This is a genomic window from Protofrankia coriariae (genome assembly GCF_001017755.1).
In the GTDB taxonomy this organism is placed as follows: Bacteria; Actinomycetota; Actinomycetes; order Frankiales; family Frankiaceae; genus Protofrankia; species Protofrankia coriariae.
Window position 1 is genome coordinate 92,816 of sequence record NZ_JWIO01000005.1, and the last position, 11,341, is coordinate 104,156.

At 72.7% G+C, this 11,341-nt stretch carries 10 protein-coding genes (1 of these 10 only partly in view); all 10 read right to left on the reverse strand.

Translation table 11 applies throughout. The features are described from left to right. Window positions 1-248 precede the first annotated feature (248 nt). Complete coding sequence (locus tag FrCorBMG51_RS05050) at window positions 249-1,793, reverse strand: phytoene desaturase family protein (protein ID WP_047221936.1); 1,545 nt, start codon at window positions 1,791-1,793, stop codon at window positions 249-251. Further along, entirely contained in the window at window positions 1,790-2,977 is a 1,188-nt protein-coding gene (locus FrCorBMG51_RS05055; RefSeq protein WP_047221937.1) for a 3-oxoacyl-ACP synthase III family protein, read from the reverse strand. The genes FrCorBMG51_RS05050 and FrCorBMG51_RS05055 overlap by 4 nt, the downstream gene beginning before the upstream one ends. After that, window positions 2,977-5,691, reverse strand: a complete 2,715-nt coding sequence (locus FrCorBMG51_RS05060; RefSeq protein ID WP_476742108.1) for a beta-ketoacyl synthase N-terminal-like domain-containing protein — start codon at window positions 5,689-5,691, stop codon at window positions 2,977-2,979. The genes FrCorBMG51_RS05055 and FrCorBMG51_RS05060 overlap by 1 nt, the downstream gene beginning before the upstream one ends. After that, window positions 5,688-6,980, reverse strand: coding sequence for a beta-ketoacyl-[acyl-carrier-protein] synthase family protein (locus FrCorBMG51_RS05065; protein ID WP_047221939.1), 1,293 nt, complete (start codon window positions 6,978-6,980; stop codon window positions 5,688-5,690). Before FrCorBMG51_RS05065 ends, FrCorBMG51_RS05060 begins: the two co-directional genes overlap by 4 nt. Next, window positions 6,977-7,399, reverse strand: a complete 423-nt coding sequence (locus tag FrCorBMG51_RS05070; RefSeq protein WP_047221940.1) for a 3-hydroxyacyl-ACP dehydratase FabZ family protein — start codon at window positions 7,397-7,399, stop codon at window positions 6,977-6,979. The genes FrCorBMG51_RS05065 and FrCorBMG51_RS05070 overlap by 4 nt, the downstream gene beginning before the upstream one ends. Further along, the gene (locus FrCorBMG51_RS05075) at window positions 7,396-8,652 is read right to left on the reverse strand and encodes a beta-ketoacyl-[acyl-carrier-protein] synthase family protein (RefSeq protein WP_235433320.1); all 1,257 of its coding nucleotides are present in this window, start codon (window positions 8,650-8,652) and stop codon (window positions 7,396-7,398) included. Before FrCorBMG51_RS05075 ends, FrCorBMG51_RS05070 begins: the two co-directional genes overlap by 4 nt. A gap of 5 nt (window positions 8,653-8,657) precedes the next feature. After that, window positions 8,658-9,185 carry a 3-hydroxyacyl-ACP dehydratase FabZ family protein gene (locus FrCorBMG51_RS05080; RefSeq protein ID WP_235433321.1) on the reverse strand — a complete coding sequence of 176 codons (528 nt, stop codon included), beginning with the start codon at window positions 9,183-9,185 and terminating at the stop codon, window positions 8,658-8,660. Between the two features lie 58 nt (window positions 9,186-9,243). Beyond that, window positions 9,244-10,017 (reverse strand): SDR family NAD(P)-dependent oxidoreductase, encoded by a 774-nt coding sequence (locus tag FrCorBMG51_RS05085; RefSeq protein WP_047221943.1) that lies wholly within the window; start codon window positions 10,015-10,017, stop codon window positions 9,244-9,246. Window positions 10,018-10,358: 341 nt separating this feature from the next. Beyond that, on the reverse strand, window positions 10,359-10,766 hold the full coding sequence (locus FrCorBMG51_RS05090) for an acyl carrier protein (RefSeq protein WP_047221944.1): 408 nt from the start codon (window positions 10,764-10,766) through the stop codon (window positions 10,359-10,361). Window positions 10,767-10,782: 16 nt separating this feature from the next. Further along, on the reverse strand, window positions 10,783-11,341 hold the 3' portion of the coding sequence (locus FrCorBMG51_RS05095; RefSeq protein WP_235433322.1) for an ACP S-malonyltransferase. It continues 944 nt past the right edge of the window; the window shows 559 of its 1,503 coding nt (coding positions 945-1,503); its start codon lies beyond the right edge, outside the window; it ends in the stop codon at window positions 10,783-10,785.

An 11,341-nucleotide genomic window follows, 5' to 3' on the forward strand; every position in this document is an offset into this window, starting at 1 on the left:
ACCCCCGCCGGTGGCGTTCCGCGGTCTCCCCGTTCCACCCCGTGTCATTTTGTTCCTGTTTTGCGTTGTTTTGTTTCTTCGATGGGCCGGGCGCTGGACGGGGGCATTCCCGTCGGTCACGTTCCGCGCCGGCCCGGCACGGGCCCCGGCCGGCCGGAAATCGTCGGGCACCGTGACACACACGGCCGCGTGGCACGCCTCAGCCGAACGTCCCGGCAAGGCCGACCGTCCCGGCAGGGAGGCACGACTCAGCCGGCCGCCGCGGCGAAGAAGGGCACCGGTCGCGGACGTTCCAGCACTGACGCGCCGGTGAGCATCTCGGCGGTCTGGACGCCCGAACTGATCACTGACAGGACGCCTCCCCCGGGCTGCGTCCAGTGCCCGGAAAGATACAGTCCCTCGACGGGGGTCCGGTGCGGCAGCCGGTCGGTGGTGGTCTGGTCGGGTGCGTGTTCCCAGCCGTAGATGGCGCCGCGCAGGTTCAGGGTGTAGCGCTCCATCGTCCGCGGCGTGCCGCCTTCGGCCAGCACCGCCCTGCCCCCGATGCCCGGGATCAGTTCCCCGAGCTTGTCCATGATCAGACGCTCGTATCGCGGCTTGCTGTGGCGCCACGATGCCACCGCGTCATATGGAAGCAGTGCCACAGCGGTGACCAGATGCATTCCGTCCCGAGACAGCGACGGATCGCTCAGCGTCGGGACGCTCACCGTCAGTGCGGGTACCGCACCCGTGAGCATCCCCGCATAGGTGGCGTCGTGCTCCCATCCGTCGAAGACGAAGGTCTCGTGCGCCATGCCCTCCCCGCCGAGATCCATGTCGGTGGCCAGGTACAGCACCGCCGCCGACAGGGAACAGCGCATCGAGCGCAGCAGCGCGAGATAGCCTCCGTCGACGTTCTCGGTACCGACGAGTTCCTCGCAGGTCTGCAACGGATCGGCATTGGAGACGACGGCCTTCGCGGTGACCCGCTGGCCGTTGTCGAGCACGACCCCGGTCACCCTGCCCCGCTCGACGAGAATCCGCCGCGCGGTCGTGCGCACCATCACCTCCCCACCATTGCCGGTCACGCTGGCACCGAACGCGTCCACCAGCCGTTGAAAGCTGCCCGCGCAGTAGTACGCGCCGAACTCCAGGTATGTCGTGAGCATGAGTGACCACACGTCGAAGGCCAGGACCGACGGCGGTACCCCCAGATACGGCCACAGCGCCGTCAGTGCCGTTTTAAGCCGTGCGTCGCGCAGGTGCTCGTCGAGCACGTCGGAAACGGTTGCCTGACGGTACCGGTGCAGCAACGGAAAATCACTGTCGTGTAGTTCGGCGGTCGGCAGGTCGGCGGGCAGTCGCTGCACCTCGCGGGTGAGCAGCGTCGACAGGCGCTGCATCCGGCGCAGCCCCGTCCGCTCCGCGGGAAAACGCGCCACGTGCGCGTCCAGGAAATCGGGGCCGGCTGGGACGTCGAGCTGGAAACCGGGAAGGACCACCCGGTAGAAGGGATCCAGCCGGTGGAACTCAAGGCGGTCGGCAACACCCAGCAGATCCAGCAGCACCGGCATGATTCCCGGATTTCCCACGGTGACCGGCGGGCCGCCCGCGACCAGGTGCACCGCGGAGTCGAAACGGTGTCGACGGCGGGTGAACGCATGCGCGTAACCACCGATCCGGTCATGGCGTTCGACCACCAGCACCCGGCGGCCCCAGCGGGCGAGCAGCGCGGCGGCGGTCAGGCCGCCGAGCCCGCTACCGATCACGACGACGTCGTAGGAGTCGCGCTCGGCATCCTGGCGGACGCTCATCGTGGCTCGGCCTGTCCGTTCACACCCGTGGCTGCCAGCCCGACGGCTGACAGGTCCGTGGCTGACAGATCGGCGCCCGGCCGGTCGCCCCCTGGCCAGGGGGCGCTCCAGGTGAGCGAGAGCCCGGCGTACAGCCACCTGCTGGTCTCGATCGCCAGCAGCAGCACCTGGTCGCCGGGCCGGATCCGCCCGGAAGTCCAGGCGTCATCCAGCGCCAGGGGCACGGCGGCGGAGCCGGTCGCCCCGACGTCGGTCAGGTTCTCCACGATCCTGCCCGCGAGCAGCTTGCAGTCCTCGGCGGACAGCCCCGCGGCTTCGAGCTCGCCGTTGAAGTAGCCGGCGTTGCCCTCGGGCACGACGCACGCGTCGACCTCCCGCAGGCTCAGACCGCTGCGGCGCAGCAGCTCGTCCAGGGCGGTGACGAACACACGCGGCCCGAAGCTGGCCGACTCGACCACGTCGAGGCGCAGGTCGACCGGACGCCGGCCGCGCATCTGCTCGGCCACGGGAGCGTGGGTACCACCGCCGATGATCTGCATGCCGGGCTTGCGGTCCCCGCCCATGCAGGCGTTGACGCTGGCATGGAAGCTCGCCGGCTCCCCCGGCCCGGCGGGCTCGGCGCGCAGCACCATCGCCCCCGCCCCGTCACCGAAGTTGTAGATGGCGATCCGGTCCCGCAGCCGGACGGCGTCCGGGCGGCGGCCCAGGAAGATCGGGGCGAGCACCGGTGACGTCGCCTCGCTGCCGATGACCACCGCGGTCCGCGCGGAGCCGTCGGCCAGCTGACGGCGGGCGATGTCGAGCGCGTGCATCGCCCCCGCGCACCCGGACCGGACCTCCACGACCGCGCACCGGGCCAGGCCGAGACGTTCCTGCACGAAGGTGACCGCCGCGGGCAGCGGGTACTCCGGGGAGGACGTCGACATCACCAGCAGGTCGACGTCACCGGGCTCGAGCCCGGCGCGGTCGAGCGCCTGCCGGGCCGCGGCCGTGGCCATCTCGCTGTTGTTCACCAGGTGCTCGCCGGTGCCCGGATCGATCATCCAGTGGCGGCGGCGCACCTGGAGACCGTCGAGCACGTCGTCCGGCAACGGGCCGCACAACCGCTCCAGGTCGTCGTTGGACAGCGGTTCGCCGGGCAGGTAGCCGCCGGTGCTCACAATCCGGACATGGTGGCTGGTCATCACCGCTCCTTCCGGGAGCCCGCGGCGCCCGCGGCATCGAAAACATGATCGTTGACTTCCGGGCCGGCGTGATCGCCGTGCCCCGGGCCAGCCAGGACGAGGCTGACGTGCGTGCCGCCGAGGGAGGAGCTGTTCACCAGGACGGGGCCGGCGGCCCCGCCGGCCTCCCACCCCGCCACGGCGAGGACCGCCGACAGGTGCGCGCCCGCCCCGACCGGCTCGCCCNCGCCCAGGCTGCGCTTGGGCGTCTCGACGCGGGGCCCGGCCGGGCCGAACACCCGGCCGAGAGCGGCCCGCTCCGGCCGGTCGACAGCCCGGATCCCGGCGGCGTTGGCCCAGACCGCGGACAGGGCGCCCGGCTCGACACCGGCCGCCGCCANACGGGCGTCCCAGCGGCCCACGCCCCGGGCGTCCGAGGCGATACCGTGCCCGGAGACCACCGCGCGGATCCGGGCGCTGCGTGCCCGGGCCACCGACAGCCGCTCCAGCACCAGCGCGAAACCGGCCTCCGCCAGCGTGTACGCACCGCCGGCGCCGGCGAACAGAGGGGTCCGGCGGTACGCGTTCACCACGGCCGGCGGCAGCACGTCGACGGCGGGGCAGACGATCGCGTCCGCCGCACCGGCGCGCAGCAGGTCGGCGGCGACGCACAGGGCGGCCGCGCCGGCCGCGTGCATGGCGGTCACCGTCGAGGTGACCCCGGTCAGCCCCAGCAGCATCGCCACCTGGCCGGCCGCGGCGTTGTACACGGTGTTGGGGAACACCGCGGGGTTCGCCGCCGCCGGGCCCTCGGTCAGCAGCGGCGTGGTGAAACGCTCCATGCTCTCCATCGGCCCCAGGCCGGTGCCCAGGATGACGCCGATCCCGGTCGCGGGCCGCGCGACGTCGGCGAGCCCGGCATCGGCGAGGGCGTCCTGGCAGGACGCGACGGCCAGCAGCCCGAGCCGGTCCAGCCGCCGCCGCTGGCGCGCGGGCAGGTAGGCCGCCGGGTCGAACTCGACGTGGCCGACACCGATGTGGCCGGCAGCCTGGCTGGCATCCGCGCCGCTGGCGCTCCCGGCGGCCTGGTAGGCCTCCCACAGCTCGGCCACGCTCGTGCCGGCGGGCGTCAGCGCGGCCAGCCCGGTGATCACAACCGGTTCCCGCTCCTGCCCCCGCTGCCGGTCCCGGTCCTGGCCGGCCGGCGCGGCGGTCCGCCGGCCAGGACGGCCGAAGACGACCGAGGCGTTGGCGCCGGCGAACGCGAAGTTGTTGGACACCGCGACGTCCATGGCCAGCGGTCGGGCCTCGTTCGGCACGACGTCGAGCCCGCACTGGGGGTCGACGCCGGTGAACCCGGCGGTCGGCGGGGCGACCTGCTCGTCGAGGGCGAGGATCGTGACAATGCTCTCGACCGCCCCCGCAGCTCCGAGCAGGTGGCCCACCATCGACTTGGTGCTGCTGAGCGCGACCGTCCCGGCCGCCTCCCCGAGGGCCGCGCGGATCGCGTTGCTCTCGGCCGGGTCGTTCTTGGGTGTGCCGGTGCCGTGGCCGTTGACGTACCCGACCTCGTCGGCGGCGACGCCCGCGCGGGAGAGCGCGGCGGTGATCGCCCGGGCGGCGCCCGCCCCCTGCGGATGCGGCGCGGTCGGGTGGTACCCGTCCGCCGAGAAGCCGTAGCCGAGGACCTCGGCGAACACGCGGGCACCGGCCGCCCGCGCGATGTCGGCGCGGACCAGGACGAGCATGCCGGCACCCTCGCCGAGGGACAGCCCGTCGCGGTCCTTCGAGTACGGCGCGGCCGGTCCCACCGCGAGCGACTCCAGGCTGTTGAAACCGGCGAAGACCACGTCGGAGAAGGCGTCGGTGCCGCCGACGAGGACGGCGTCCGCCTGGCCGGTGACGATCAGTTCGGTGGCGTGGGCGATCGCGTGCGCCCCGGAGGCGCACGCGGTGTTGACCGACAGCACCGGCCCGCGCAGGCCGAAGGCGGCGCCGAGCGCCTCGGCGATCGCCTGCGGGGAGACCACCAGGGTGTGCCGCCAGTCCGGTGTCCGGCCTTCGAGTTCGTCGCGCAGGGCCCGCTCGCCGCTGACCAGCCCGCCGTTGCAGCTACCGAGCACGACGCCCCACCGCCGCGCGGGCAGCAGCGTGCCCGGTGCGCCCGCAGCCCCGGCAGCGCCCCCGGCGCCAGCGGCGGTGCCGACACCGGTGACGCTGGTAGTACCGACGCCGGTAGTACCGACGCCGGTGGTGTCGACACCGATGCCACACGCGGCCATCGCCTCCTCGGCCGCGACGAGGGCGAAGTCCAGCGCTGGCTCTCTGCTGACCTCCAGTGGCCACGGGTGGGCGGGGATGGCCGGTTCCTGCACCTCCCCGCCGAGGGCGGTGCGGTAGCCGTCCATCGGCAGGTTCTTCACCGGACGGATCGCTACCTGGCCCGCCCGGACTCCCTCCCACAGTTTCGCCACGCCGACGCCCTGCGCCGTCACCGCTCCCAGACCGGTGACGACCACCCGATCGGCGTCACCGGCGGTCTGTGTCACCTCTGCCATGTCGGGCTCCTCTCCGTCGCTGTCGGAACGGCTGTTGGAACGGCTGTCGGAACGAAAATCGCTACTGGCACGAAGACCGATACCGGGATCGCCGTGCCGCGGAGCGCTGCCCGGACGAGGACCGCCGGGCGGCGCCGGCGGGGTCATGCCGCCCTGCCCAGGACGGGGCCCGGTCATGCCGCCCTGCCCAGGGCGAGCGCCACCTGCTGGCCCGCCAGGCCGCGGGCGAGCGCGAGCGCACCGGTCAGCCGGGCCTCGCGGGGCTGGCCGGGTATCCAGTCGAGGTCGCAGCCCGGGTCGGGATCGTCGAGGTTGGCCGTGGCCGGGGCCACGCCCGCGTCCAGCGCCAGCGCGGCGATCGCCGCGTTCAGCGCCCCGGCCCCGGCGACGAGATGCCCGGTCTGCGGCTTGACGCTGCTCGCCCACACGCTGTCGGCGTGGGCCGCGAGCGACCGGCGGATCGCCTGGGTCTCGCTGAGGTCCCCGAGCGTGGTCGCGCAGCCGTGCGAGGCGATATAGGAGACGTCCTCGGCGGGCATGTCCGCGTCCCGCAGCGCCGCCGTGATCGCGCGGACCAGCCCGCGGCCGTTCGGGTCGGGCGTGACGACCATGCCGCCGTCGTTACCGGCGCCCACCCCGCGTATCTCGGCGTAGCAGCGGGCACCCCGGGCCAGCGCGGCCTCGCGCTCCTCCAGGACGAGGAAGGCGGCGCCGTCGCCGAAGACCGATCCGCTGCGGGTCCGGTCGTAGGGCCGGCAGGCCGCCGCACCCAGCTCGTTGCGGGACGACAGCACGCCGAGCCCGTCCATCTTCGACATCGACCACCAGGAGGTCGGGTCGTCGAACCCGCCGGCGAGCGCCAGATCGGCCTCGCCGCGCCGTACCGCGCGCGCCGCGCGTCCCACCGCGCTCGCCCCCGCCTCGGCCGTGCCCGCGAAGTAGGCGTTGGGGCCGAGGAAGCCGTACGCCTCGGAGATGTAGAACAGCGACGCCGCCTGCAGCCCCTCGACGTAGAACAGCGGTGTCAGCGTGGAGGACGCGACCCGTCCGAGTCGGTGGTAGTCGGCGCGGCCGTCGTCGGCGCGGGCGGCCAGCGCCCCGGCCACCACCCCCTCCGGCCGGGAGAGCTCCTTGTTGCCGCCGACGAAGAGACCGGCCCGCTCGCCGAAGGGCCGCTGGTCCTCCAGGCCGGCGTCACGCAGCGCGAGGACGGCGCCGACCATCGCGATCTCGTCGTTGGGGGTCATCTTGCGCAGCGTCCGGCGGCTGACGTACCGCCTGGGGTCGAAGTCCACCAGTTGGGCGCCCAGCTGGGTGCGCAGTGACGACGGGTCGTACCCGCGCAGGGGCGCCACGCCGCCGCGGCCCGCCAGTATCCCGTCCCAGGTGTCCTGGACGCCCTCACCGAGTGCTGTGAGCAGCCCGATCCCGGTGATCACGACTTTTCTCGCATGCTGCCCGCTCATACCGTCGCCGCCAGCATCGATGGTTCCCGCAGCAGGTCCAGCGCCCGGGCGGAGGCGACGGGACGCCCGTCGACGGTGACCGAGGCGGTGCACCGGGCGGTCTGCTGACCGCGGTCGAGGACCCGCACGGTGATCTCCGCCTGGTCGCCGGGCCGGACGAAGTGGCGGAAGCGCACCACCCGCGCCCCGGACAGCCGCCAGCGTTCCCCCGGCGCGGCCAGGACCACCCCGGCCAGAGCCACCATGCTCTCGAAGAGCAGCATGCCCGGCAGTACGGGGAAGCGCGGGAAGTGGCTGTCGAAGACGTCCAGCGTCCCAGGGACGTTACGGATAGCTACCGCCTGCCGGCCGTGTTCAAGCTGGACGAGCCGGTCGAAGGCTGTCGGCAGCGGTTCCGAGCCGATGTCGGCGCCGGTCATGATTCCTCCTTGGGGGTGCCGACCACCAGGCAGGTGTTGGTCCCGCCGAACGCGAACGCGTTGACCATGACGCCCGACACCGGCATCGGCCGGGCCACCAGCGGGACGTAGTCGAGGTCGAGCCTGGGATCCGCGGTGTCGAGGTTCACCGTCGGCGGGACGACCGAGTGCTGAATGGCACCGAGCGCGGCGAGCAGGTTCAGCGCGGCGCTGGCCGAGGTGAGATGGCCGGTCATCGACTTCGGCGAGCTCACCACGAGGCGGTGGGCGTCGGCGCCGAACACCTCCTTGATCGCCGTTGTCTCGGAGGCGTCGTTGCCCGGGGTGCCCGTCCCGTGCGCGACGACGTAGTCGATGCCGGCGGGTCCGAGCCCGGACTCGGCCAGCGCCTGGGCCATCACCTGGATGGCGCCGCGGCCGTCCGGCGGCGAGTCGGTGATCCGGTAGGCGTTCAGGGTCGAGCTGTAGCCGAGGAGCTCGGCGAGGATCGGCGCCCCGCGCGCCCTGGCCGCGGACAGCTCCTCCAGCACGACGACGACCGCGCCCTCCCCGATGACGAAGCCCGACCGGTCTGCGTCGAACGGGCGCGAGGCCCGCGTCGGGTCGTCGTTGTAACGGTCGGTCAGCGCGCCGAGCAGGCTGAAGCCCAGCAGGTCCATCCAGGTGGTCAGGGCGTCGAAACCGCCGGCGAGCATGAGCGTCGCGTCACCGTCCTGGATGTGCCGGAACGCCTCCCCGATGGCGTGCCCCGACCCGGAGCAGGCGGTGCTGACGCTGACCATCGGCCCGGTGCAGGCGGCCAGCCGCGCTATCGCGGCGACCGGCACGTTCTGGTCACGCAGCAGCACGTCGCCGGGCGGATGCCGGAAGATCTCCCGGTTGTCGGTGCGTTCCCGCAGGTAGCCGATGTCCACGACCTGCTGGAGCTCCGGGCGTCCGACGCTGCCGCCCATCGCGACGCCACACTCGTCGGGGTCGTAGGTGGCGGGGGTGACCTTGGCTTCGCGCAACGCCTCCGCCGCCGCCGCCAGCCCGAACCCGCCGGCCCGCGACAGGTGCCGCCAGCCGGTGGCCTCGGGAACGAGATCGCGCAGGTTGAAGTCCCGGACCTGACCGCCGATGCGGACCGAGAACGTCGAGGTGTCGAAGGTGGTCAGCCGGCCCACCCCGCTGCGGCCGGCGACGAGGTTCGTCCAGGTGGTGGCCGCGTCGTTGCCGACCGGGGTGACCGCGCCGAGCCCGGTGATCGCCACGCGCCTCACGGTGCGCTCACCGCCCCGGTCAGCTGGTCAGCCATCCGGGCCGTGGCGACCGGGTCGTCCAGCCGCTCGGCGTCGATGAGGGCACACATGATGGACGTCGCGGTGAGCACGGTGCGCTCGCCGACGCTGACCGTCCCGTCCAGGACGGCGACCTCGTCCGAGATCGACACGACCGTGCCGTCGAGCAGCAGCACGTCACCCGGTGTGACATCACCGAGGAACGACACCTCGCCCACGGACAGCAGCGCGGCCCGTTTACGGTGCCCGCTGCTCATCATCACCAGCCAGGTGCCCGCCTGGCAGAGGGCCTCGAGCACCAGCGGCGGCGGCATGACCGGCCCGGTGAGGCCGGCCCGCCAGAACTGCTCCGTGCCGGACGTCACCTTGCGCCCGACGATCCGCCGGTTCGACTCCCAGGAGTCGATCCGGTCAACGAGATGAAAGCGCATCGGCCGCGCCTGCCTTCCTGTCGGTTCACGCGCCTGTCGGCTGCCGGCCCGCCCGCCCGCGGGGAGCGCGGTCATGTTCCCTCCGCGCCGCCGGCGAGCCCGGACTGCCGGGGCCCCCGAAGTCCCGGGTGCTTCAGTCGGGACGGCCGGTGCCGAGCACGGCCGCGGCCCCGCCGTCCACGCGCAGCAGTTCCCCGGTCATGTACTCGGCGTCGGGCCCGGCGACGAAGGCCACCACCCGGGCGACCTGTTCGGGGGTGGCGAACTCCCGCAGGGGGATGCGCCGTTTGATGGCCTTCCCGCCGTCCCTGGCCAGCAGCCCGCCGACAAGATCGGTGGGGACGAAGCCCGGGAGCACGGCGTTGACCCGCACCTTGAAGCGGGCCAGCTCCAGCGCGCAGTTGCGGGTGAAGGCGTTGATCGCCCCCTTGGACGCCGCGTACGCGGACTCGCCGGTCCAGGCCCGCTCGCCCATCACCGAGGAGATGTTGATGATGGCGCCGGCGCGTTCCGCCATGAAGTGGCCCATCACGGCCTGTGTGCAGTTGAAGACCCCGCCGAAGTTGACCCGCATGACCTCGAGCCAGTCCGCCGGCGCCATGGTGTAGATCAGTCCGTCCCGGGTGATCCCCGCGTTGTTCACGAGGATGTGCAGCCCGCCCAGCTCGGCGCGGGCCCGCTCCACCAGCGTGCCGGCCTGCTCGGGGTCCGCGACGTCGGCGGCGAGCGCGACGGCCTTCCCACCGGCCTTCTCGATCTCCTCGACGACGGCCTGCGCCTCGTCGACGCGGGACCGGTAGTTCACGGCGACGTGCGCGCCGTCGTCCGCGAGAGCCAGGGCGATCGCGCGGCCGATGCCGCGGGACGCCCCCGTGACAAGGGCGACCTGCCCTGCCAGCTTTGTCACGTCGCTTCCCTTCCTGTCGTTGCGGCCGGCCGGCCACGTCGGCCGGTGTCGCTGGTCGTCGATCGGTGCCGTCGATCCGTACCGCCGGCCGGCGCCGCGGGNNNGGCGCCGCGGGTCGGTGCCGCCGGTGGGCGTGGGTGTTCGCCGCCGGTGTTCGTTGCCGCCGGTCCGTTACCGGTGCTCGCCGCCGGTGCGTCGACGGGTGCGCGACAGGGCGCGGCGCGCGGCCCCGCCGGGGTCATCCCCCGCCGTGGTCACCCGGACGGAGTGACCACGGCGGAATCCCGTTGCCGGAGCCTCCAGATGCCGAGCCCTGCCACCGGAACCCGGTGCCGGAGCGCTCAGGCGCTCACCGTGACCGTGGCGCGCAGGACCGCCAGGTCGACGAGATTCTGCACGGTGAACAGGCTCATCACCTGGTCGGCCGGGAGCTTTCCGGCCAGTTCCTCGGCGTCGATCTGCGGCATGACCTTCTTCAGCTGGGCCAGGCCGACCGGGGTGATGATCTCGTTCTCGTCGCCGAACTCCGAGTCCGGGATACCGCCCTGGATGTGGTTGCCTATGTCGGCCGCCTGGATCTTCACGCCGGTCTTCCGCTCGATACGGAAAAGGATGTCCAGCAGGTCGATCGATTCCGCGCCGAGATCCCCGATCAGGGTGGACGACGGGGAGACCTCGGTCTCGTCCAGGCCGAGGGCGTCGGCGACGGCCTCCTGGACAGCGGTGGAGAAGGCGGCGGTGTCGGTCATGGGACTGTCCTTCCTTTCACTCGGATCGCGCAGCGGATCGAGATGCGCTGGCAGCTGTGACACAGTGCGGGTCGATACAGTCGAAAATGGTCATAACAGGTATGTATCGACATGAAATTTTTAGTTGAACGAACCGGGCCTTTCGGGCCTCGGCCTCCCGCGGAGCCAGAACGTCGGTCAGGCCGGGCGGATCCGTTCCGGGCCGGTCGGAAATTCGTGATCCAGGAGCGTCGAATCGCGGCACCGGGGAGACACCCGGTCGCGATGGCAGTGCCTTTCTCGTTTCCCGCCCGGTCCCCTGGCCGCGGAACACCGTGATCGGGGAGGGAACACCGGCCTGCCACAGCCGGTGTGCTATGCGGGGACCGCCGGCCGCGGCGCGCCCTGGCCGGCGGTGGCGAGCAGCGCGTCGATCGCCTGGGGACGGGCGGTCCCCAGCGCCCGGACGTCCGGAACGATCCGCTTGGCGAATCCCGTCAGGACCCGGCCCGGCCCGACTTCGACGAGCAGGTTGTGACCGTCCGCCACGGCCCGTCGCACGGTGTCGACCCATCTGACCGGCTCGACGAGCTGCC